The sequence below is a fragment of the Oceanisphaera submarina genome (assembly GCF_046521305.1).
GTDB classification, from domain to species: Bacteria; Pseudomonadota; Gammaproteobacteria; order Enterobacterales; family Aeromonadaceae; genus Oceanimonas; species Oceanimonas submarina.
On sequence record NZ_JBKGFN010000019.1, the window covers coordinates 1 to 23654 of the forward strand.

The 23654-nt window shown below is 59.5% G+C and carries 22 protein-coding genes; 7 read left to right on the top strand and 15 right to left on the bottom strand.

Annotated features, from left to right (window positions below):
* The 5 genes from ACLEIV_RS15845 to mutS form a co-directional block, all read left to right on the top strand.
* Positions 1–596, top strand: a 596-nt coding sequence (locus ACLEIV_RS15845) for an aldehyde dehydrogenase family protein (RefSeq protein WP_410457598.1), incomplete at its 5' end; no start/stop codon positions are given.
* 13 nt (positions 597–609) lie between these two features.
* A complete protein-coding gene (locus ACLEIV_RS15850) occupies positions 610–1620 on the top strand; it encodes a dipeptidase (RefSeq protein ID WP_410457599.1) in 1011 nt (336 codons plus the stop codon).
* Between the two features lie 57 nt (positions 1621–1677).
* Complete coding sequence (locus ACLEIV_RS15855) at positions 1678–3240, top strand: BCCT family transporter (protein ID WP_410457600.1); 1563 nt, start codon at positions 1678–1680, stop codon at positions 3238–3240.
* Positions 3241–3332: 92 nt separating this feature from the next.
* Entirely contained in the window at positions 3333–3707 is a 375-nt protein-coding gene (locus ACLEIV_RS15860; RefSeq protein WP_298723370.1) for a RidA family protein, read from the top strand.
* Between the two features lie 263 nt (positions 3708–3970).
* The gene (gene mutS / locus ACLEIV_RS15865) at positions 3971–6589 is read left to right on the top strand and encodes a DNA mismatch repair protein MutS (protein WP_410457601.1); all 2619 of its coding nucleotides are present in this window, start codon (positions 3971–3973) and stop codon (positions 6587–6589) included.
* Between the two features lie 87 nt (positions 6590–6676).
* Here the strand turns inward: mutS and rpoS are convergent, their stop codons facing one another.
* The 11 genes from rpoS to pyrG form a co-directional block, all read right to left on the bottom strand.
* Positions 6677–7648 carry an RNA polymerase sigma factor RpoS gene (gene rpoS / locus ACLEIV_RS15870; protein ID WP_410457602.1) on the bottom strand — a complete coding sequence of 324 codons (972 nt, stop codon included), beginning with the start codon at positions 7646–7648 and terminating at the stop codon, positions 6677–6679.
* Positions 7649–7690: 42 nt separating this feature from the next.
* Complete coding sequence (locus tag ACLEIV_RS15875) at positions 7691–8671, bottom strand: LysM peptidoglycan-binding domain-containing protein (RefSeq protein WP_410457603.1); 981 nt, start codon at positions 8669–8671, stop codon at positions 7691–7693.
* Complete coding sequence (locus ACLEIV_RS15880; RefSeq protein ID WP_410457604.1) at positions 8671–9252, bottom strand: YqaA family protein; 582 nt, start codon at positions 9250–9252, stop codon at positions 8671–8673. Before ACLEIV_RS15880 ends, ACLEIV_RS15875 begins: the two co-directional genes overlap by 1 nt.
* The gene (locus ACLEIV_RS15885) at positions 9249–9875 is read right to left on the bottom strand and encodes a protein-L-isoaspartate(D-aspartate) O-methyltransferase (RefSeq protein WP_410457605.1); all 627 of its coding nucleotides are present in this window, start codon (positions 9873–9875) and stop codon (positions 9249–9251) included. Before ACLEIV_RS15885 ends, ACLEIV_RS15880 begins: the two co-directional genes overlap by 4 nt.
* A 3-nt stretch (positions 9876–9878) precedes the next feature.
* Positions 9879–10625: a 5'/3'-nucleotidase SurE gene (gene surE, locus ACLEIV_RS15890; RefSeq protein ID WP_410457645.1), complete on the bottom strand. Its 747-nt coding sequence runs from the start codon at positions 10623–10625 to the stop codon at positions 9879–9881.
* Complete coding sequence (gene truD / locus ACLEIV_RS15895) at positions 10606–11649, bottom strand: tRNA pseudouridine(13) synthase TruD (protein WP_410457606.1); 1044 nt, start codon at positions 11647–11649, stop codon at positions 10606–10608. The genes surE and truD overlap by 20 nt, the downstream gene beginning before the upstream one ends.
* Positions 11646–12122, bottom strand: a complete 477-nt coding sequence (gene ispF, locus ACLEIV_RS15900; protein ID WP_410457607.1) for a 2-C-methyl-D-erythritol 2,4-cyclodiphosphate synthase — start codon at positions 12120–12122, stop codon at positions 11646–11648. Before ispF ends, truD begins: the two co-directional genes overlap by 4 nt.
* Positions 12119–12814, bottom strand: coding sequence for a 2-C-methyl-D-erythritol 4-phosphate cytidylyltransferase (ispD, locus tag ACLEIV_RS15905; RefSeq protein WP_410457608.1), 696 nt, complete (start codon positions 12812–12814; stop codon positions 12119–12121). Before ispD ends, ispF begins: the two co-directional genes overlap by 4 nt.
* Positions 12811–13101, bottom strand: coding sequence for a cell division protein FtsB (gene ftsB, locus ACLEIV_RS15910; RefSeq protein WP_410457609.1), 291 nt, complete (start codon positions 13099–13101; stop codon positions 12811–12813). Before ftsB ends, ispD begins: the two co-directional genes overlap by 4 nt.
* A 285-nt stretch (positions 13102–13386) precedes the next feature.
* Positions 13387–14688, bottom strand: a complete 1302-nt coding sequence (eno, locus tag ACLEIV_RS15915) for a phosphopyruvate hydratase (RefSeq protein ID WP_410457610.1) — start codon at positions 14686–14688, stop codon at positions 13387–13389.
* Between the two features lie 103 nt (positions 14689–14791).
* Positions 14792–16429, bottom strand: coding sequence for a glutamine hydrolyzing CTP synthase (pyrG, locus tag ACLEIV_RS15920; RefSeq protein ID WP_410457611.1), 1638 nt, complete (start codon positions 16427–16429; stop codon positions 14792–14794).
* A gap of 381 nt (positions 16430–16810) precedes the next feature.
* On the opposite strand from pyrG, the gene tenA reads away from it, so the two are divergent.
* The gene (gene tenA, locus ACLEIV_RS15925) at positions 16811–17479 is read left to right on the top strand and encodes a thiaminase II (RefSeq protein WP_410457612.1); all 669 of its coding nucleotides are present in this window, start codon (positions 16811–16813) and stop codon (positions 17477–17479) included.
* A gap of 148 nt (positions 17480–17627) precedes the next feature.
* Here the strand turns inward: tenA and ACLEIV_RS15930 are convergent, their stop codons facing one another.
* Both ACLEIV_RS15930 and ACLEIV_RS15935 read right to left on the bottom strand, forming a co-directional pair.
* The gene (locus tag ACLEIV_RS15930) at positions 17628–18554 is read right to left on the bottom strand and encodes an electron transfer flavoprotein subunit alpha/FixB family protein (protein WP_410457613.1); all 927 of its coding nucleotides are present in this window, start codon (positions 18552–18554) and stop codon (positions 17628–17630) included.
* Positions 18554–19303, bottom strand: coding sequence for an electron transfer flavoprotein subunit beta/FixA family protein (locus ACLEIV_RS15935; protein WP_410457614.1), 750 nt, complete (start codon positions 19301–19303; stop codon positions 18554–18556). The genes ACLEIV_RS15930 and ACLEIV_RS15935 overlap by 1 nt, the downstream gene beginning before the upstream one ends.
* Before the next feature lie 132 nt (positions 19304–19435).
* On the opposite strand from ACLEIV_RS15935, the gene ACLEIV_RS15940 reads away from it, so the two are divergent.
* Entirely contained in the window at positions 19436–21082 is a 1647-nt protein-coding gene (locus ACLEIV_RS15940; protein WP_410457646.1) for an electron transfer flavoprotein-ubiquinone oxidoreductase, read from the top strand.
* A 532-nt stretch (positions 21083–21614) separates the two neighbouring features.
* Here ACLEIV_RS15940 and ACLEIV_RS15945 read toward each other — a convergent pair.
* Both ACLEIV_RS15945 and mmsB read right to left on the bottom strand, forming a co-directional pair.
* Entirely contained in the window at positions 21615–22376 is a 762-nt protein-coding gene (locus ACLEIV_RS15945; RefSeq protein ID WP_410457615.1) for an SDR family NAD(P)-dependent oxidoreductase, read from the bottom strand.
* Positions 22377–22751: 375 nt separating this feature from the next.
* Complete coding sequence (gene mmsB, locus ACLEIV_RS15950) at positions 22752–23645, bottom strand: 3-hydroxyisobutyrate dehydrogenase (protein WP_410457616.1); 894 nt, start codon at positions 23643–23645, stop codon at positions 22752–22754.
* Between the last annotated feature and the right edge of the window lie 9 nt (positions 23646–23654).

Consider the following 23654-nt stretch of genomic DNA (forward strand, 5'->3'; position numbering starts at 1 on the left):
GTACCGCCTCTTCCCGCCTGATCGTCACCGAAGGCATCCACGACCGTTTCGTCGCCGCCGTGATCGAGCGCATGAAGAAGCTGGTGGTCGGTAATCCGCTGAAGGAAGGCGTGCACATCGGGGCCGTGGCCGATGCCCGCCAGATGGAATCCAATCTGAAATACCTGGAACTGGCCAAGAGCGAAGGCGGCAAGCTGGTCTACGGCGGCGAAGTCATAACCGAAGACACCGAAGGCTATTACATGCAGCCGGCGCTGTTTACCGGCACCACCAACGACATGACCATCAACCGGGAAGAAGCCTTCGCGCCCATCGCCTGCGTCATCAAGGTGAAGGACTACGCCGAAGCACTGGCGACCCTGAACGACACCAACTTCGGCCTGACCGGCGGCATCTGCACCGAGTCGCTGAAGTACGCCACCGACTTCAAGCGCAATGCCAAAACCGGCTGTGTGATGGTCAACCTGCCGACGGCCGGTACCGATTACCACGTGCCGTTTGGCGGACGCAAAGATTCCAGCTTCGGCCCGCGTGAACAGGGTACCTACGCCAAGGAATTCTACACCGTCGTGAAAACCACCTACATCCGCGCGTAACGGGGACGGGGCCATGAGTAGAACATTGCATAACGACATGATAGTGATCGACGGCCTCCAGTATTCCAACTGGAGCCGGGAGATCTTCGAACAGCTGCGCGAAGGCGGGGTCACCATGGTGCACGCCACCATCGTCTATCACGAGCAAATCCGTGAAACCCTGATGCGCGTTGCCGAGTGGAACCGTCAGTTCGAACAGCATGGCGACCTCATCATGCCGGTACGCAGCACCGCCGATATTCGGCGCGCCAAGGCCGAAGGCAAGGTCGGCGTCATGTTCGGGGCGCAGAACTGCTCCCCCATCGAAGACGACATAGGCATGGTGGAGGTGATGCGTGATCTGAACCTGATGATCATGCAGCTGACCTACAATAACCAGAGTCTGCTGGCCTGCGGCTGCTACGAGGCCGTCGACAGCGGCGTGACCCGCTTCGGCCGCCAGGTGATCAAGGAAATGAACCGGGTGGGCATGGTGGTGGACATGAGCCACAGCGCCGAGCGCAGCACCCTGGAGGCGATCGAGATTTCCGAACGCCCCATCGTGATCTCGCACGCCAACCCACTGAGCTTTCACGACGCCAAGCGCAACAAGTCGGATACGGTGCTGAAGGCACTGGCCGAGTCCGGTGGCCTGCTGGGCTTCAGCGCCTATCCCTTCCACCTCAAAAACGGCCCCGACTGCACCCTGGAAGAATACTGCGACATGATTGCCGACACCGCAGAACTGATGGGTGTAGACAGACTGGGCATAGGTACCGATCTGTGCCAGAACCAACCGCTGTCGGTGCTGGAGTGGATGCGCAACGGTCGCTGGTCCAAGGCCATGGATTATGGCGAAGGCTCAAAGTCCAATGCCGACTGGCCTCGCCCGCTGTCCTGGTTCCGCGACAGCCGCGACTTCCCCAATCTGACCCAGGGCCTGCTGGCCCGGGGCTTCAGCCAGCAAGACGTGGCCAAGATCATGGGCCTGAACTGGCTCAACTTCCTGGATGATGCCCTGCAGCCGCAAACCGCTGGTCGTTAAGGATAACAAGGGGGGCCTCGGCTCCCCTTTGCATGATGTTCCATTATGGAGGCGAACATGAGCAACAAAACAGAGGCATCCCTGGCCATGAATAAGGATATCAACGCCAAACCCGGCTTTTTCGCCGGTCTCGATCTGCCGGTATTTCTGATCAGCGGTGGCGCCCTGCTGCTGTTCGTCGCCATGGCATTGTATGACATCGAACTGGTGTCGGCTTTCGTCAACAGTGCCTTTGCGGTGTCTACCCGGCTGTTCGGCGCCTACTGGCAGGTGTTGCTGCTGATGACCTTCCTGATCGGACTGGCCATGGCCATCAGCCGCGGCGGGCAGGTTCGTTTGGGTAATCTGAGCAAACCCGAAATGTCCACCTTTCAGTGGATGTCGATCATCATGTGTACCCTGCTGGCCGGAGGGGGCGTGTTCTGGGCCGCCGCCGAGCCCCTGGCACACTTTATGTCACCCCCGCCCATGTATGCCGGCGAAACCGACAAGATGAACATGGCCATCAACGCCATGGCCCAGAGCTTCATGCACTGGGGATTTCTGGCCTGGGCCATTCTCGGCAGCCTGACCGGCATTGTGTTCATGCACCTGCATTACGACAAGGGTCTGCCGCTGAAGCCGCGTACCCTGCTGTATCCGGTGTTTGGCGACAAGGTGATGAAAGGCTGGCTCGGCTCCCTGGTGGATGCCTGTTGCGTGCTGGCGGTGGTCGCCGGTACCGTGGGCCCCATCGGCTTTCTCGGCCTCCAGGTCAGCTTCGGTCTGGAAAAACTGTTCGGTATTCCCGATGTCTACAGCACCCAGGTCGCCATACTGATCGGCCTGATTTGCATCTATACCCTGTCGGCGGTGAGCGGTGTCACCCGCGGCATTCAGATACTGAGCAACATCAACGTGGTGCTGGCCGCCTTCCTGATGCTGTTTATCTTTCTGTTCGGCCCGACCGCCTTTATCGTCAATACCTACCTGCATGCCTTTGGCCTCTACCTGAACAACTTCATCCCCATGGCGACCTTTCGCGCCGACCCGGCCTGGCTGGACTGGTGGACCGTGTTCTTCTGGGGCTGGTTCCTGGGTTATGGCCCCTTGATGGCGATGTTTGTGGCTCGTATCTCCCGCGGCCGTACAGTACGCCAGGTAATAGTGCTGATTTCCATCATAGCGCCCATGATCACCTGCTTCTGGTTCACCATCATGGGTGGCAGCGGCCTGGCCTTCGAGCTGGCCAACCCCGGCAGCGTGTCCGGCCCCTTCACCGGTTTCAACCTGCCCGCCGCCCTGCTGGCGATCACCGAGCAGCTGCCGATGGGCTTTATCATCTCGGTGCTGTTTCTGGTGCTGACCACCATCTTCGTCGCCACCACCGGTGATTCCATGACCTATGCGGTATCCATGGTGATGACCGGCACCGACCATCCCCACGCCGGAGTCCGGGTGTTCTGGGGCGTCATGATGGGCGTGGTGGCCGCCATCCTGATATCCATCGGCTCCGGCGGTATTACCGCCCTGCAGTCCTTCATCGTGGTCACGGCGGTACCGGTGTCGCTGGTGCTGCTGCCCACCCTGTGGACGGCCCCGAAAATCATCAAGAAAATGGCGGCTGAGCAGGGGCTCTGAGTCGCCGCCGCACCGGGCATTGCCCGGTGCAATCTCTTTTGAGCGGCAGTAGCCGCTCTTTTTTTCACTCTGCCCAATGACAGGAGCATCTCATGAAAACAGCCGTAAAAACCGAACTCTTCGCCTCCAAGGCCCCGCTGGAATGGGCGGTGATGGCCAACGGCCACTTCTATACCGCCCAGATCCCCATCGATACCGAAGGCAAGGTGGTCGACGGCGGCATCGAGGCCCAGGCCCGCCAGACCATGGACAACTTCAAACACACGGTGGAAGCAGCCGGCCTGACCATGGCCGACGTAACCCAGGTGCTGATCTACGTCACCGCCCGCGACCAGTTGCCGGTATTCAACAAGGTCTATGCCGAGTACTTCGAGGCCCCCTACCCCAACCGGGCAGCGATGATCGTCGCCGGCCTGGCCCGGGAAGAAATGCTGTGCGAAATCGTGGCCTACGCCGCCCAACCCTGATCCTGCCGAATCGGCGGTTTCCCCGTGGCGGGAAGCCGCCCGGATAACATGGCGGCCTGGCTGCGCTTTAATGCCGAACGGCCGCCAGTATACGCAGAGCGCACCTCATCCGTATCCCTCTCCGCGACCTTGTATTCATCCTTCTCGGATCATGCCTTCCATCCCGGATACTGGTATCATGCGGCCCCGGCAGCGGGCCGGATCCAGCTCGCCTCATCGTTTCCAGAAACAGACTCATAAAGATATAAGGTATTGATTTAACTATGAATCAAGACAAGACCCCTCACACACCCATGATGCAGCAATATCTGGCACTGAAGGCGCAGCATCCGGAAATACTGCTGTTCTATCGCATGGGCGATTTTTATGAGCTGTTCTACGACGATGCCAAGAAGGCCTCGCGCCTGCTGGATATTTCCCTGACCAAGCGCGGCAAATCGGGCGGCAACGCCATCCCCATGGCAGGGGTACCCCATCATGCGGCGGAAAACTATCTGGCACGTCTGGTACAGATGGGAGAGTCGGTGGCCATCTGCGAGCAGATTGGCGATCCGGCCACCAGCAAGGGACCGGTAGAGCGCCAGGTGGTACGTATTATTACTCCCGGCACCCTGTCGGACGAGGCGCTGCTGGCCGACCGGCAGGACAACTGCCTGGCGGCGGTGTATCACGACGGCCAGCAGTTCGGTTACGGCATCATGGATGTCAGTACCGGTCGCTTCGTACTCAACCAGTTCGACACCGAAGAGGCACTGATCGCCGAGCTGCAGCGCACCCAGCCCGCCGAGTTACTGTATCCGGAAGGCTTTCATTGCTATTCGCTTATCGAACAACGCAAGGGACTGCGCCGCCGGCCGGAATGGGAGTTCGATCTGGGCACGGCCCGCCACCTGCTGTGCCAGCAGTTCGGCACCCGGGATCTGGTGGGCTTCGGCGTCGAGCAGTCGACCACGGCGCTATGTGCCGCCGGTTGCCTGCTGCAATATGTAAAAGACACCCAGCGCACCGCCCTGCCCCATATAAGCAGCATCAGCCTGGAGCGCAGTCAGGACATGGTGATCATGGACGCCGCCACGCGCCGCAACCTGGAACTGACCCTGAACCTGTCCGGCACCATGGAGAATACCCTAGCCGAGGTGTTGGACAACACCGCCACGCCCATGGGCAGCCGCCTGCTCAAGCGCTGGATCCACCAGCCCAGCCGCGATATCGAGGAACTCAACCGACGTCAGGATATGATTGCCCTGCTGATGGAACAGGGTCGTCATGAAGAGCTACGCCCGCTGCTGCGCCAGATCGGAGATATGGAGCGGGTGCTGGCGCGGCTGGCGTTGCGTTCGGCCCGCCCTCGGGATCTGAGCCGGTTGCGGGCCGCGTTGCTGGCCCAGCCCGACATTCAGACCCTGTTGAGTGACACTACCCCTTCCTGTCTGGACGCCCTCGCCGCTCGCATCGGCCAATTTCCTGAACTGGCCGAGCTGCTGGAACAGGCAGTCGTCGATACCCCGCCGGTACTGATCCGCGACGGCGGCGTGATTCGCGATGGTTTCAGCCCCGAGCTGGACGAACTGCGCGAGCTGGCCGCCGGTGCCCACCGTTATCTGGAAGAGCTGGAAGCTCGGGAAAAAGCCGCCACCGGCATCTCCACCCTGAAAGTGGCCTATAACCGGGTGCACGGCTTTTATATCGAGGTCAGCCGGGCCAGTGCCCATCTGGTGCCGGTGCATTATGTGCGCCGCCAGACCCTGAAGAACAACGAACGCTACATCATCCCCGAGCTGAAAGAGTACGAAGACAAGGTGCTCAACGCCCAGAGCAAGGGCCTGGCGCTGGAAAAGAAACTGTATGAGGCGTTACTGGATCGTCTGCTGGAACAACTGCAGCCGTTGCAGCACAGTGCCATCGCCCTGGCTCAGCTGGATGTGTTCGCCAACCTGGCCGAGCGGGCCGAAAGCCTGCATTACTGCCGCCCGCAACTGACCGGTGACGAGGTGATCGATATCGAGGAAGGTCGCCATCCGGTCGTGGAGCAGGTAATGACCGACCCCTTTATCGCCAACCCGCTGTCGATGTCGGAGCGGCGCAAGATGCTGGTGATCACCGGGCCGAACATGGGGGGTAAATCCACCTATATGCGGCAAACGGCGCTGATCGTGCTGATGGCTTACATCGGCTCTTTCGTGCCGGCCCAACGCGCGCGAATCGGTAAGGTTGACCGCATTTTTACCCGCATCGGCGCCTCGGACGATCTGGCATCGGGCCGCTCTACCTTTATGGTCGAAATGACCGAAACCGCCAATATTCTCAACAACGCCAGCCGTCACAGCCTGGTGTTGATGGATGAAATCGGCCGCGGCACCAGCACCTACGACGGCCTGGCCCTGGCCTGGTCCTGCGCCGATGCGCTGGCCAACCGGCTGCATGCCTACACCCTGTTCGCCACTCATTACTTCGAACTGACCGAGCTGGCGGGCCTGTGGCCCGAGGTGGCCAACGTGCATCTGGATGCGGTAGAGCATGGCGACACCATCGCCTTTATGCATGCGGTACAGGAAGGTGCGGCCAGCCGCTCTTACGGCTTGCAGGTCGCCGCCCTGGCGGGGGTACCGAGAACGGTACTGACCCTGGCTCGCCAGAAACTGGCCGAACTGGAAAGCGGACACCGGCCCGAGGATAAAGCACAAACAAGTCAAAACGCAGCCACCAACCCGCTCCCGGCGCAGCATGACGATCCGCAGTCGTCGCTGCCGCTGTTCGACACCGCAGCAGAGCCGGATTCGGCACTGATGATGCTCGACGATCTGGATCCGGACGAACTCAGCCCTCGCCAGGCATTGACGCTGCTGTATCAACTGAAACAGGCACGTCAAACGGAGCGGTAAGGTATTTACAGTCCTATGTTATAAAAATGCGGCTGCAGACCCACAAGGTCTGCAGCCGCATTTTTGTCTACAGGTGATTTTTAGCAGTTAATCGCTGTAGAACAGGGTGTCTATCGACAGCCCCTGCTGAGTGAGCACTTCCTTCAACCGGCGCAGGGCTTCTACCTGAATCTGCCGCACCCGCTCCCGGGTCAGGCCTATTTCTCTGCCTACATCTTCCAGCGTCGAGGCTTCGTAGCCGAGCAAGCCGAAACGACGGGCCAGCACTTCTCGCTGCTTGGGATTGAGTTCTTCCAGCCAGCGCACCAGACTCAGGCGAATGTCGTCATCCTGAATTTCGGTTTCCGGATCCAGATCATTCTCGTCGGTGATCACATCGAGCAGCGCCTTGTCGCCGTCACCACCGATGGGGGTGTCGACCGAACTGATTTTTTCGTTCAGCTTGAGCATGCGAGAGACATCTTCCACCGGTTTGTCGAGGGCGTCGGCTATCTCTTCGGCGGTCGGCTCATGATCGAGACGATGGGCCAGTTCTCGGGCGGTACGCAGATAAACGTTGAGTTCCTTGACCACGTGAATGGGCAGTCGGATGGTGCGGGTCTGGTTCATGATAGCCCGCTCTATGGTCTGGCGGATCCACCAGGTGGCATAGGTCGAGAAACGAAAACCGCGCTCGGGATCGAATTTTTCGACGGCGCGAATAAGACCGAGATTGCCCTCTTCAATCAGGTCCAGCAACGCCAGGCCACGGTTGTTGTAACGGCGGGATATCTTGACTACCAGCCGCAGGTTGGACTCGATCATCCGCTTGCGGGCGATCAAATCACCACGCAGGGCACGACGAGAGTAAAGCACTTCTTCCTCTGCCGTCAGCAGGGGTGAAAAACCGATTTCTCCCAGGTAGAGCTGGGTAACATCCAGCGTTCGAGCATTGGGAACCTTGAGGATTTCTTCTTCCTGAATACTTTCCTTTTCATCGCTACCGGTCATCACGTCCTGTTCAGTACCGGCATCCAAATCCACTTCATCCTGGTGGCTTGCTTTTTTACTATGGCTCATGGCAGTTCTCCCTTAATCCGGGTACTACCTGTTTCCCGGAGTCTATCGCTTTGGCAGATATTTCATCGGATTAACCGAAGATCCCTGATACCGAATTTCGAAATGCAATCGCACATCCGTGGTATCACTACTACCCATATCCGCTATGTGCTGACCGACACTCACCGCTTGTTGCTCCTTTACCCGAAGCACTTCATTGTGAGCGTAGGCAGACAAGTAATCATCGTTGTGCTTGATGATGATCAGATTGCCGTAACCACGTAGCGCATTCCCTGCGTAAACAACCTTGCCCGCAGCGGCCGCCTTGATGGCCTGGCCTCTGCCCCCCCTAATATCAATGCCTTTATTACCGGTTTCGGCCAGCGAAAAACCGGTAATAACCGGTCCTGCGGTTGGCCATTGCCAGGCAATGGTCACATTGACAGCGGCGTTTTTTTGTACTTCGGATCCAGCGTATGCTTTTCCCGGAGCGGGTGCAAGTGGCTTGGTTGCTTTTGCCGGAGTGCTCGTACCAGCTGTTACGTTCGGGGTTACCCGGGTCTTTTTCGGACCCGGTTGAGATACTGTCGTGGATGCAGGTCGTCCGGTGCGTGCACGCAGGTTTAACGGCTGACCGACATAAATACGATAAGGAGGTTTAAGCCCGTTCAGGGTAGCCAGATCGGCAACTGAATGGCCGGTGTTGCGCGCTATGATACTAAGAGTATCGCCACGGCGTACCCGGTAGACCGTACGAGCGGCGCCGGGAACATCCAGCCGCAGGGTCTGGCCGGGATAAATGGAGTAAGGTGCCTGAATTCGGTTATGCCGTGCCAAGGTCGGTACATCGGTACCGGCCTGCCAGGCAATGGAATACAGGGTGTCTCCCTTGACCACCACATAATGGCGGCCGCCGGCCTTGATCTGGCCTCGGGCATGCACCCCCACCACCGGCGCCGGACGAGAAGCGGAGCAGGCCGTCAACAAGGTGATCAACACCAGGTTGAAACACACCAGTCTGAACGAGCGGCTCCGCCCTTGCATCAGTTTCTCAGCAACAGATAGGCCGCCACTGCCGCCGCAAGGCACAACCAGCCGAGGATATCGATATATCGGATCAGTTTGGCCTCCATTCTGACTCCCCCCCAGACCATCAGGCCCGCGACCAGGAAAAAGCGCAGGCCTCGCCCGACCAGCGAGATCAGCAGGAAGGGAAGAAAGGCCATCTGCAGCAGGCCCGCCGTGACCGTAAATACCTTGTAGGGAATAGGGGTAAAACTGGCGATGAAGATGACCCAGATGCCCCATTCATCAAACCACTGCCGGGCGATGGCCATCTTGCCTTCATAACCCATGGTGGCGATAAAGGGCTGCACGACCGGCTCCCATAATGCATAGCCCAGCAGATAACCGAAGGCGGCGCCCAGCACCGAGAATAAGGTGGCGAGCCCGGCATAATGCCAGGCCCGTTCCGGCTTGGACAGCGCCATCGGTGCCAGCATCACATCCACCGGCACCGGCCAGAAAATCGACTCAGCAAAGCTGTTCAAAGACAAATAAACCGGCGCATGCCGGTGCACGGCCCACATCATGACCTGCCGATACAACCGAGAAAAAATCTTCACTCAAGATCACCCTTCACCAAAGGTACAAAACGCACCGATTCCAGCTCGGTACGAGAAAATTGATCACCATGACGTTGATAAAGCCACAGTGACTGCTGGCTCTGCCCTACAGGTATCACCATGCGCCCGCCATCCGCCAGTTGCGACAACAGCGCCTGGGGAGTCTCCTGCGCCGCCGCCGTGACCATAATGGCGTCGAAGGGAGCCTTGCTGGCCCACCCCAGCCAACCGTCGCCGTGCTTGGTCGATACATTGTGCAAATCCAGCCGCTGCAACCGGCGCCTGGCCTGATACTGCAGCGATTTGATCCGCTCAACGGTAAAGACCTGCTCCACCAGCTGTGCCAGCACCGCGGTCTGAAAGCCCGACCCCGTGCCCACCTCCAGTACCCGCTTCGGTCGCTGGGCCAGCAGCACTTCCGTCATCCGCGCCACTATATAGGGCTGAGAAATAGTCTGACCAAAACCGATGGGCAAGGCACTGTTTTCCCAGGCCTTGTGGGCCATGGCCTCATCGACAAACTGGGTTCTTGGCAGACCGGCGATGGCCTGTAACACCCGCTCGTCTCTGATGCCCTGCTGTAGTAACAAACGATAGAGTTGCTGTCCCGCTAACGTGAGCACCCGTTACTCCACTTCTTTAATCCAACTGGCCAGCGCCGCCATTTGCGCATACGCCGTCATATCGATGGTCAGCGGGGTGATGGAAACATAGCCCCGCTCCACTGCATCGAAGTCGGTGCCTTCACCCGCGTCCTGGATGGCGCCCGGAGGGCCTATCCAGTAAATGGGCCGACCGCGGGGGTCGTACTCCTTGAGCACGGCATCACTGCGATGGCGATTACCCAAACGAGTCACCTTGATACCCTGAATTTTATCCAGGGGCAAGTCGGGCACATTCACATTCAGGATCTGATTGGACGACAACGGCGCCCGCAACAATCCCTGTACCAGCAGGCTGGCATAATGGGCCGCGCTCTCGAAATAGCGATCGCCGCACAGCGATACCGCCACCGAGGGCAAGCCCAGGTGACGCCCTTCTGTAGCCGCCGCCACCGTGCCGGAGTAAATCACATCATCGCCCAGGTTGGCACCGTGGTTGATGCCGGCCACCACCATATCCGGATCCGGATCGAGCAGGCTGTTCACCGCCCAGTGTACGCAATCGGTCGGAGTGCCCTTGACCGAATAAAAGCCGCTGTCATCCAGCTTGTCGGCCCTGAGCGGTACTTCCAGCGTGAGGGAATGACTGGCCCCGCTTCGATTACGATCAGGCGCCACCGTCACTACCTCGGCAAACTCTGCCAGCGCCCGACTCAAGGTGCGAATCCCCAAGGCATTCACACCATCGTCATTACTCACCAGTATCTTCATCATTTCCATTATCCTTAATCAATTCCCGTACCAGGCTGGTGGCATAGCTTCCTGCCGGTAACCAGAACGACAGCGCCAGGCTGTCGCCCTCCCTGTTCCAACTCATCTGCCTGGGGATAAGCAGTAAGGGGCGCCGCTCCTGCTTCAGGCCGTTGGCTTCCAGCCCCGCGCACAGATCTTGCTGTCCGGCGATCGCCGCCTGCTCCAGCTCGCCGGGTTGACCACTGCTCGCCAACCGCCCCCGCCCCCACAGCGGGGCGCTCAGACGCACATCGCCTTCGGCAAAGCGGGCCTGCATGGCGTCATCCAGCGGGTTGTCTTCGCCCAGGGTAAAGAAAGACTGGCTGCCCGAAAGCATCACGCAATCCCCCTCCAGCAACTGTTCACCGAGACCGGCAGCCAGTCGATGGCTGGCCGCCAGATTGAACAGATAACTACGGGCAGAAGACAGATACAGAGAGCGCTTGTTGCGGTCTTTAACACGGCGTCCATTGAACATGGCCCTGGCCTGATCCAGGTTACCGTACTCCCGGCCAAAACGCTGATCTCCATAATAATTGGGCACACCACGTTCGGCGATGGCCGCCAGGCGGGTCTCCAGGTCTCCCTGCCCTTCCAGCTCAGTGACTCTGAGTTCGAACCAGTTGCCCCTGAGGGCGCCGGTTTTCAACTTCTTGTTGTGGCGGGCGATGGCCAGGATCTGCACGTCATCGTTTTCGAGACACGAAAAATTCGGCATCTCCTTGCCCGGCAAATGCACCCCGAACCACTGCTCGGTCACCGCATGCCGGTCCTTGAGCCCGGCCCAGGTGACCTCTCGCTGGGTCACGCCTGCCAGACGCGCCAGCTCGCGCGCTACCCACTGGGTATTCTGTCCGCGCTTGCGAATGTGCAGCAGTATATGTTCACCCTCGCCACCGGGCTCAAAGCCCAGGTCTTCGCGCACGATAAAATCTTCCGGTGCCGCCTTCAGGCGGCCACGGTATTCGGGTTGTCCGTGCAGATAATGCCAGTTGTTGTTCATGCTTTTACCAACAGCACCACGGCTTCGGCCGCTATGCCTTCTTTTCGGCCTACAAAACCGAGCTGCTCGGTGGTGGTGGCCTTGACGTTGATGAGGGTGGGATCTGCCTGCAGATCGGCGGCGATATTGGTCACCATGTCCCCGATGAAAGGCGCCAGTCTCGGCGCTTGGGCCAGCACGGTAATGTCCGCGTTACCCAGTGTAAAGCCGGCCTGTCTGACCCGTTCGAACACGTCGCGCAGCAGGATTCGACTGTCGATACCGGCATAGGCCGCATCGGTGTCCGGGAAGTGGCGGCCGATATCGCCGGCACCTATGGCGCCGAGCAGCGCATCACTCAGGGCATGCAGCACCACGTCACCGTCGGAATGGGCCAGCAGCCCTTGTGCGTAAGGCACCGCCACCCCGGCCAGGATGCAGGGCCCCTGACCACCAAACTTGTGCACGTCAAAACCGTGCCCGATTCGCATCATAGTTTGCTCTCGCTCATCTGCTGCAGAAAAAAGCCCGCCAGGCCAAGGTCTTCCGGGCGGGTTATCTTGATATTGTCGGCGCGCCCTTCCACCAGTCGAGGATGAAAGCCGGCCCACTCCATGGCCGAGGCTTCGTCGGTGATAGCACAACCAGCGGCCAGGGCATCACTCAGAGCCTGTCGCAACGGCGCGGAGGCAAAACATTGGGGCGTCAGGGCGTGCCAGAGTTCGTCGCGGGGCACGCTGGTGCCGATGGCGCCCCGGCCATCCCCCCGCTTCATGGTGTCGCGCACCCGACAGGCCAGCAAGGCGCCCTGGGACTGCCGGCCCGCCGCCAGCACGGCATCGAGATCGGCTCGGTGCAGGCAGGGCCGGGCCGCATCGTGCACCAGCACCCAGTCGGTTTTTACATGAGCCAGCGCATTAAGTACCGAATCGGCTCGCTCGCGCCCGCCGATGACCCGCAATATCCTAGGGTGTCGGGCACTAGCCAGCCGTTCAAACCAGGGATCCTGTTCGGCGGTGGCCACGATAACTCGGCCGATGGCCGGATGGTTCAGCAACCGCGCCAGGGTCTGTTCGAGCACGGTACTGCCACCCAACGGCAAATATTGCTTGGGTATGCCGGCCGCCATGCGGCTACCGATCCCGGCCGCGGGTACCACGGCGGTATAGGATGATTCAGATATCATGGCGGTGACGGCTCTTCCGCCAACAGCAGGCGGTAAAAGGTTTCTCCGGGCTTGATCATGCCAAGATCGTTGCGTGCCAGCTCTTCCACCGCCGCCAGCCCCTTGTTGAGATCCTCGATCTCCCGGTACAGCAAGGCGTTGCGGGCAATCAGCTGTTCGTTATCGGTCATCTGGCGGGCCACATTGGCCTTTGCTTCGTTATATTCGGCCAGGCCGTTCTTACCCCACCACAGGTGGTATTGCAAGGTGCCTAACAGGGCGAGCAGTATCAGCGTCAGGGTGCGCATCAATCCTCCAAAAGTAGCGCGCTAGTTTCCCATATTCGGGAGCCGAACAAAAGAAACCCCGCACGGGGCGGGGTTTCAGTCTTGCGGCATAAGTCGTCTGTTATTGCAGTGTAGGGTCGGACAAAGGGACTGCGCCGCCGACACGCTATAAATACATCCATGTAGCGCTCGGCAAGTGCCATCCATGGCATTTAACGGTCGGCTTTGCAGTTCCCTTGCCCTTCCCTTCCGTATCGGAATTACCTGCCCGAAACAGACCACAATATCAGCCGCAAAGGGCTGGCATTAAGCCTGGCCTTTCACCTCGGACAGACCGCGGTACGGCGCCTTGCCTTCCAGCTCTTCCTCGATGCGGATCAGCTGGTTGTACTTGGCAACTCGATCGGAGCGGCTCATGGAGCCGGTCTTGATCTGGCCGGCGCAGGTGCCTACCGCCAGATCGGCGATGGTGGCATCTTCGGTTTCACCGGAGCGGTGCGAGATAACGGCGGTGTAACCGGCATCCTTCGCCATCTTGATGGCGTTCAGGGTTTCGGTCAGGGAGCCAATCTGGTTGAACTTGATCAGAATGGAGTTGGCGATGCCCTTGTCGATACCTTCTTTCAGGATCTTGGTGTTGGTGACGAACAAGTCGTCGCCCACCAACTGGATCTTGTCGCCCAGCACCTTGGTCTGATAGGCGAAGCCGTCCCAGTCGGACTCGTCCAGACCGTCTTCGATGGACACTATCGGATATTCCTTGGTCAGCTCTTCCAGGTAATGAGTGAACTCCTGGGAAGTGAAGATTTTGCCTTCGCCTTTCAGGTTGTAGTTACCCGCTTCCTTGTCGAAGAACTCGGAAGCCGCGCAGTCCATCGCCAGTGTCACGTCTTTACCCAACACGTAACCGGCCTGCTCTACCGCTTCCTTGATCGCAGCCAGGGCGGCGGCGTTGGACTCAAGATCCGGCGCGAAGCCACCCTCATCGCCCACCGCGGTGCTCAGGCCCTTGGCCTTCAGTACCTTCGCCAGGTTGTGGAACACCTCGGCACCGATACGCAGTGCTTCCTTGATGTTGTTGGCGCCGACCGGCTGAATCATGAATTCCTGAATGTCGACGTTGTTGTCGGCATGTTCACCGCCGTTGATGATGTTCATCATCGGCAGCGGCATTGAGTACTGACCGGGAGTACCGTTCAGTTCGGCAATCCAGGCGTACAACGGCAGGCCCTTGGCGGCGGCAGCGGCCTTGGCAGTGGCCAGAGACACGGCCAGGATGGCGTTGGCACCCAGGGTGGCCTTGTTATCGGTACCGTCCAGGTCGATCATGATCTGATCAATTCCGGCCTGTTGGGTTGCATCCTTGCCAATCAGAGCGGCAGCAATCTGGTCGTTGATGTTGGCGACGGCAACTTGCACGCCTTTACCCAAAAAGCGGGACTTGTCACCGTCACGCAGCTCCAGGGCCTCGCGGGAACCGGTAGAAGCACCGGACGGCGCCGCAGCACGGCCCATGAGGCCGCCTTCCAGGTATACGTCGGCTTCTACTGTGGGGTTGCCACGAGAATCGATGATTTCACGACCGATCACTTTAACGATCTTAGCCATTCTCTAACTTCCTCTTTGTTGAAAGTAAAAATAGTTGAAAGGTAAAAACGAAATAAAGCACTAAAAAATACGGCTGAGTCGTTGGCTCAGCCGTTATATCAGATTATTCCAGCTCGCCCTGCTGGTATTGCCCTGCCGCTTTTATGAAGCCGGCAAACAGGCCATGACCATCACGCGGGGTAGAGGTGAATTCCGGGTGGAACTGCGCCGCCACAAACCAGGGATGATCCGGGTTTTCGATGATCTCGACCAGCTTCTTGTCCGCGGAGCGACCGGTCACTTTCAGACCGGCGGCTTCAATCTTCGGCAGCAGGCGATTGTTCACTTCATAACGGTGGCGATGACGCTCATAGATGGTGTCGGAACCGTACAGATCGTGCACCTTGGAGCCAGGCTCCAGGTGGCACAGCTGGGCACCCAGGCGCATGGTGCCGCCCAGATCGGACAGCTCGTCACGCACTTCGACATTGCCTTCCTCATCGATCCATTCGGTGATCAGACCCACCACCGGATAGGGGCTTTGCTTGTCGAACTCGGACGAATGGGCGCCTTCCAGCCCGGCCACGTTGCGGGCGTATTCGATCAATGCCACCTGCATGCCCAGGCAAATGCCCAGGTAAGGTACGCGATTTTCACGCGCGTAGCGGGCCGCCATGATCTTGCCTTCTACACCGCGCTCGCCGAAGCCGCCGGGTACCAGAATGGCATCCAGACCTTCGAGCAGGCCCAGACCCTTGCTTTCCAGATCCTGAGAGTCGATATACTTGATGTTGACGGTCAACCGGTTTTTCAGGCCACCGTGCTTGAGCGCCTCGTTCACCGACTTATAGGCATCAGGCAGCTCGATGTATTTGCCGACCATGCCGATGGTCACTTCACCCATAGGGTTGGCTTCTTCGTAGATCACCTGTTCCCATTCGGACAGGTCCGAAGGCGGGCAATCCAGACCGAAACGCTTGACCACCAGCTCATCCAGCCCCTGAGAGCGCAGCAGCGCCGGGATTTTGTAGATGGAGTCCACATCCTTCAGCGAGATAACGGCCTTTTCGGACACGTTACAGAACAGGGCTATCTTGCTGCGCTCATTGGCAGGAATGGCGCGATCGCTGCGGCAGATCAGGATGTCGGGCTGAATGCCGATAGACAACAGCTCTTTCACCGAGTGCTGGGTCGGCTTGGTTTTCACCTCGCCGGCTGCCGCCATATAGGGCACCAGTGTCAGGTGCATGAACAGGGTATTTTCCCGGCCCACGACCACCGCCAGCTGGCGCAACGCCTCGAGAAACGGCAGTGACTCGATATCACCAACGGTGCCGCCGACTTCCACAATAGCTACCTGGTGCCCTTCGGCACCGGCAATCACTCTGTCCTTGATGGCATTGGTGATATGCGGGATCACCTGAATGGTCGCCCCCAGGTAGTCGCCACGTCGTTCCTTGCGCAGCACGTCCGCATAGACACGGCCGGAGGTGAAGTTGTTGCGGCGAGTCATCTTGGTACGAATGAAACGCTCGTAATGGCCGAGATCCAGGTCGGTTTCAGCACCGTCATCCGTCACGAAGACTTCACCGTGCTGGGTCGGGCTCATGGTTCCCGGATCCACGTTGATGTAAGGATCCAGCTTCATAATGGTCACATTAAGACCACGAGCCTCGAGGATGGCCGCCAGGGAGCCGGCAGCAATGCCTTTACCCAGGGAGGAAACAACCCCACCAGTAACAAAAATATATTTAGTCGTCATGCAGAACCTGAAGAAAGCTAGGGAACGAATGAAATGTGGAATTCAAGACGGGGTAAAAGTATACGCAAGATGGCCGATAACGACAATGAAACAATGTACGGGTACCGGCGGTAGGGTGATTATTTTTTGCCATTATTCCCCTTGTTCTCATGTGAGAGTCCATTCGAACCGGCTGCCGACGGCAGACTGGGGACCACTATAGCCGCTTTAGTTGTTTTATTACAACAGAGGGCAGCTTGAATCCTGATGTTAGTTTGCCTCCTTCTTGCTCTCGGTTGATATTACGGGGAAAAACGCCAGAATGGTCACCCTTCACTCGCCGTCGGCAGGGGGTCAGGACCGGGGCGAACATTTCGGCAACATCCGCAATAAGGACATGAGATGAGCTTTACTTTCAATGAGTTGAAACAAGACAACCAGGCCCCCTGGCGCGCCTATACCGAGCACGACTTTGTGCGTCGGCTCGGTGACGGCAGCCTGACGCCCGAGGCCTTTCGCCATTACCTGAAGCAGGATTATCTGTTTCTGATCCAGTTTGGTCGCGCCTTCGCCCTCGCCGCCTACAAGAGCCCGACGCTGGCGGATCTGCGCCATGCCAAGGCTGGCCTCGATGCCATTATCGACCTGGAGCTTGGCCTGCACATCGATTATTGCCGGCAATGGGGCATCAGCGAGCAGGAGCTGGCCGAGCTGCCGGAAGCCCGTGCCACCCTGGCCTATACCCGTTATGTGCTGGATACCGGTAACCGGGGCGACCTGCTCGATCTGCATGTGGCGCTGGCTCCCTGCCTGGTCGGTTATGCCGATCTGGCCCGCTGGCTGGTCGATCAGCCCGGTACGATACGCGGTGAGAAGAACCCGTATGAAGCCTGGCTTGCCATGTACGAAAGCGCCGAGTTCCAGGCCGCGGCCCAGGCGGAAGTGGAGTGGCTGAATGAACGACTGGCGGATGTGTCCCCCACCCGTTTCAAACAGCTAAGCCGCATCTTCAACGACGCCACCCGCCTGGAAATCGACTTCTGGGAGATGGGACTGAATCAGCAGATGTAATGTGCGTGAGGTATGAAGGCACTGGGATAAAAAACAAGCACGCCTCACTTGCCGGCCCGGATGTGCAGGGTCGCTTTCAATCGACCGATTTTGGTCGGATAAAGTCGCCCCTGCACAAGACCATTGCCTGCCTTGTTCGCCTCATACCTCACAGCAATTGTTCCCACTCCGGCAGCACCTCGAACAAATCGGCCACCAGCCCGTAGTCGGCGACCTCGAAGATGGGGGCCTCGCCATCTTTGTTGATGGCCACGATAATCTTGGAGTCTTTCATGCCCGCCAGATGCTGTATGGCACCGGACAGGCCCACGGCGATATAAAGCTCGGGCGCCACTATCTTGCCGGTTTGCCCTACCTGCATGTCGTTGGCGGCAAAACCCGCATCCACCGCCGCCCGGGTAGCGCCTACCGCCCCGTTCAGCCTGTCGGCCAGTCGCTCCAGCAACACAAAGTTCTCTTTCGAGCCCATTCCCCGGCCTCCGGAGATCACCACCCGCGCCGCGGTCAGCTCGGGCCGCTCGCTGGCCGACAGCTCCTCACCGACAAAACGGCTGCCTCCGGAACCGGCCACCGGTGTCAGCTCTTCCAGTTCCGCCCGTTCATCACCGGGAGCCATGGCTTCGAAGGCGGTGGCGCGTACTGTCAGCACCTTGATGGGGTCCAGCGACTGCACCGTCGCGATGGCATTACCCGCATAGACAGGCCGACGGAAGGTGTCCGCTGACTCTATGGCCATCACATCCGATACCATGCCCACGCCCAGCAGTGCCGCCACCCGGGGCAACAGATTCTTGCCCTGAGTAGTCGCCGCCGCCAGCACATGGCTGTAATCGGCGGCCAGCGACATCACCAGGGCGGCGCAAGGCTCGGCCAGCTGATGTTCATAGCCCGCATCGTCTGCCAGCAGCACGGCTCTGATCCCTAGCTTGCAGGCTGACTCGGCGACCAGCCGACAACCCCGCCCCATCACCAGCAGATCGATATCCCCACCCAGTAGGGTGGCTGCGGTCAGGGCGTGCAAGCTGGCAGGCTTGAGTGCATCATTATCGTGTTCCGCTATTACCAGAGTCGTCATCAGATCACCTTTGCGTCGTTTTTCAGTTTATCCATCAGCTCGGCCACATCGCTTACCCGGATGCCCGCCTTGCGTACCGGAGGCGGATTAACCTTCAGCAACCGAGTGTGGACCCGAGGCTCAACGCCCAGCTCATCGACGCCGAGGGTTTCCAGCGGCTTCTGCCTGGCCTTCATGATATTGGGCAGAGAGGCATAACGCGGCGCGTTCAGCCGTAGATCCGTGGTCACCACCGCCGGCAGCGTCAGCGCCAGGGTCTGCAGGCCGCCGTCCACCTCCCGGGTCACCCGCAGCTCGTCACCCTCCCGTTCGATGCAAGAAGCGAAGGTGCCCTGAGGCCAGCCGGTGAGCGCCGCCAGCATCTGGCCGACCTGATTGTTGTCGGTGTCGATGGACTGCTTGCCCAGCAGCACCAGCCCCGGCTGTTCCCGCTCCACCAGCTTTGCCAGCAGCCTGGCCACCGTCAGTGGTTCTACCACGTCATCGGCGAGCACCAGCAGTGCCCTGTCCGCTCCCAGCGCCATCGCCATGCGCAACTGCTCCTGTGCCGCCTGCGGCCCGACGGACACGGCGACTATTTCCGATACCCACCCCGCTTCCTTCATGCGCACCGCCTCCTCCAGCGCAATCTCGCAGAAAGGATTAGCCGCCATCTTCACATTGTTCAGATCCACGTTGCTTTCATCGGCCAGCACCCTGACCCTGACGTGGTAATCAATAACCCTCTTGACCGTCACCAGCACCTTCATCCTTACCTCCGGACGCTGTCGGATGTGCCTTAATACTAATCCATGAGGCCGGATCCTGCCGTTTTCATCTTTGTTAAATACCACAACCAATACAATACTTTAGCCATGCTCCAACAACAGCAGGGTCGGATGATGCAGCGGGAATCGATGAAGTTTGATGTGGTGATAGTGGGGGCCGGTCCTGCCGGGCTGTCGGCCGCCTGCCGGCTGATGCAGGAGGCCGAAGACGCCGGCCTGACCCTCAGCGTCTGCGTAGTGGAAAAAGGCGCCGAGGTGGGGGCGCATATTCTGTCCGGCGCCCTGCTCGACATTCGCGCCCTGGCCGAGCTGTTCCCGGACTGGCAAGCCAGAGGCGCACCGGTTCACACCGCCGTCGGCGATGACCGTGTCTATATGCTGACCGGCCAGACCGGCGGCATAGAGCTGCCTCCCGCCCTGGTGCCCGCTCCCATGCACAATCAGGGCAATTACATCATCAGTCTGGGTAACCTGTGCCGCTGGCTGGCGACACAGGCCGAACAACTGGGGGTGTCGATTTTCCCCGGCTTCGCCGCCCGCGCACCACTTTACGACGAGCAGGGGGCCGTGTGCGGCATTCTGACCGGCGATATGGGACTGGCGGCAGATGGCAGCCTCAAACCCGGCCATGTGCCGGGCATGGAGCTGCATGCCAGGTATACCCTCTTTGCCGAAGGCAGTCGCGGCCATATCGGCAAGGAACTGATCGGCCGTTTCGGGCTCGACAAAGACCGGGATCCTCAGCATTATGCGCTTGGTATCAAGGAGTTGTGGCAGCTGGCGCCGGAACACCACAGGCCCGGCCTGGTGATACACGGCAGCGGCTGGCCACTGGCAGAGGCTCAGGGTGGCTTTTTCATGTATCACGGGGATGACAACCAGGCGGCGGTGGGCCTTATCGTGGATCTCGGCTATGCCAATCCCTGGCTCAGCCCCTTCGAGGAATGTCAGCGACTCAAGCAGCATCCGCTGCTGTCCCGCCACCTTTATGGCGGCAAACGGCTGGCCTTCGGCGCCCGCACCATTACCAAGGGAGGCCTGAACTCGCTGCCGCGCATGACCATGCCCGGCGCCCTGCTGCTGGGGTGCGACGCCGGTACCCTGGACGGCGCCAGGATCAAGGGTATTCATACCGCCATGAAGTCGGGCATCCTGGCCGCCGACACCCTGGTGCGGACCCTGGCCGGCGGTGATACCGGCGCTCGCACCCTCACCGATTTCGACGCGACCTTCAAAGACAGCTGGCTCCACCAGGAGCTGAAGCAAAGCCGAAACTTCATTCCCGCATTGCATAAATTCGGGCCCTGGCTGGGTGGCGCCTTCAATTATCTGAACCACAACTGGCTGGGGGGCTCGCTGCCATTGACCCTGCACGACCGCATTCCCGATCACGCCACCCTGACGCCCGCCGCCCGGAGCCCGAAAATAGACTACCCCAGGCCCGACGGCCAGTTGTCGTTCGACCGGCTATCGTCGGTATATCTGGCCAATACCGGTCACGACGAGGATCAACCCTGTCATCTGGTGCTGGTCGATCCCGCGCTGCCGCTGCGTGATAATCTGCCGCGCTTCGAAGAGCCGGCACAGCGTTATTGCCCCGCAGGTGTCTACGAGATAGTCACCACGGACGGTGAACCCAGGTTTCAGATCAACGCCGCCAACTGCGTGCACTGCAAGGCCTGCGACATCAAGGATCCTGCGCAGAATATCCGCTGGACACCGCCGGAAGGCGGCAGCGGTCCCAACTACCCAAATATGTGAGACTACTTACATTAAGTATCCGAGCAGGATTTTGTCCTGATCCCCGGGGGCACCGCCGCCTCCCACGACAGGCAACCTAGAGTGACACTCACTGTTTCAACCTGCTGCGAACATTCACTGGATGTTCGGTCAGGCTGAAACGGTTCGTCAAGGCGAGACAAGCTCGCCCCATGCAAGCTCGGACATGCCATCCGGACACCGGGGAAGGCGGGAATGCCGGAGCGGCAGGAATATTTTCCGGCCATGGCATGTCAGGATCTATGTAGGCCACCTCGCCGGAACGAACCCTTTGTCCGAGCGTGACATGAGCGTAAGAAAGATCGAATGTTGAACGCGATGAGCATAGCGGCCGGGTATAAAAATCCCCGATGCGGTAATTCCAATCGTCTGGAGAAATCACCGCATCGGGGAGGTGGTAGCGCTTGTTATCATTTTTTATTGGTTCTGTAATAACGCAGGAGCACGTCCGTTTGTGTATGCGTTGCAAAAACTTTACGCCCGAGGCCCCCGCCAGACAAGTCAGACTTTAGTCCTACAACCGCAGGCCACCGTCCATTTCCAGCATACGACCATGAAAATAATCGTTGTCGATAATGTACTGCAGGCTGTGAACCAGCTCGTCAACCTCAGCCAATCGCCCCAGCGGAATGTAGCGGATAATGCGGGCCATCGCCTCCGGCTTCATCTGGGCCGTCATCGGGGTACCTATCACCCCGGGAGCGATGCCCGCCACCCGGATGCCATGGCGGCTCAGCTCGCCGGCCCAGCACACTACCAGCGCGGCCACCCCGGCCTTGGTGGCCGCATAATTGCTCTGGCCCCGATTACCGGCCCGGGCCACCGAGGAGATATTAACGATAAGTCCCCCCAGGCTCCGCTCGGCCATGATCGCCGCGGCCTCCCGCCCGCAAAGAAAAGTGCCGGTGAGGTTCACATCCACCACCTGCTGCCACTGCTGCATGCTCATCCTGTTGACGACCTTGCCTTCTTCCAGCTTGACCAGCAGGGCATCGCGCATCAGGCCCGCGTTGTTGACCAACACATCCAGCCCGCCCAGCTCCCGCACCAGATGACCGAAGGTTTCCGTCACCTGGGTTTCATCGGTGATATCACACAGATAGACCCCCACCCGGGATCCGGTGGCCGCCACCATTTCGCCGCTTTTGGCCAGCGCCGTCTCGTTATTGTCGATCAACGCCAGCGTCGCGCCTCTGCGGGCCAGATGATGCACCATCGCCTGCCCCAGCCCCCGGCCCGCACCGGTCATCGCCACCACCTTGCCTTTGATGTCCATTGTTTACCTCCTTCGGAAAAACAGCGATCGCGTATCAGCCTCACAGCAAAGAGGCAGCAGGGCTGCCTCCCCCCGACACGCTACGGGAAAATGACACCCACTGTTTCGGCCTACTGCGAACATTCACAGGACGTTCGGTCAGGCTGAAACCAGACGTCATAGCGAGACAAACTCGCCCCATGCAAGCTCATTCATGCCATCAGACCACCAGGGAAGGCGGGGATGTCGAAATGGCAGGAGCATTTTCCGACCATGACATATGATGGTCGGTTGAGCCCCCAAGGAGGGGGGTTACCGCATGTCGGCGGCGTCGTGCCCTTTGTCCGGTTTCATGCGACCATCAAATCCACCAGCAGACCCTCTAGCAAACCGGTACTACTGCGTCTTCTGAAATAACGTCAGCAGGCTGGAAAAATCCAGTTCATCAAAGCCCGCCACCTGATGCAGGTTGAACAATGCCCTGGCCGCCGACCCCATGGGAACCGGCGAGCCACTGTCCCGACTCAGCTCCATCGCCAGATTCAGATCCTTGCACATCAGTTTGATCTGAAAGCCCCCCTGATAACCACGGGAAGCGGGCACCTTGTCCATCACACCCGGCACCGGGTTATAGACCTGCAGCACCCAGTTGTTGCCGGAGCTCTGCTTGATGATCTCCGACAGCACCTTGGGGTCCAGGCCGTTGTTGATGCCCATGTTGAGCGCCTCACAGGTGCCCGCCATCTGCACCGCCAGCAGCATGTTGTTGCAGGCCTTGGCTATCTGACCCGCCCCGTGCTCTCCCGCATGCAGTATCCTCTGTCCCATCTGACTCAGAATAGGTTCGGCCCGGGCAAATTGCGCCGCCGTGCCCCCGACGATAAAGGTGAGGGTGCCGGCCTCGGCACCGGCCACTCCGCCGGATACCGGAGCGTCGATAAACTCCAGACCATGGATCATGGCCTGGGCGGCCGTAGCCCTGGCGGTGACTGCGTCTATGGTAGAGCAATCGATCACCAGGATGCCCGCCGCCAGGTGATCGAACAAAGGATCCGGGCCGCTTACATAGAGTGAGTCCACCTGGGCACCGCTTTGCAGCATGGTAATCACCACTTCCGCCTGCTGCACCGCCTCGGCGGCTGACTCGGCCACCATGGCTCCCAACCCGGCGACTCGTCGAACCGCTTCGGGTAGCAGGTCGTATACCCGCACCCTGTGCCCAACCTTGAGCAGATTCGCCACCATGGGGCTACCCATGTTGCCCAGACCGATAAATGCGATGCTTGCCATAATGCCTAC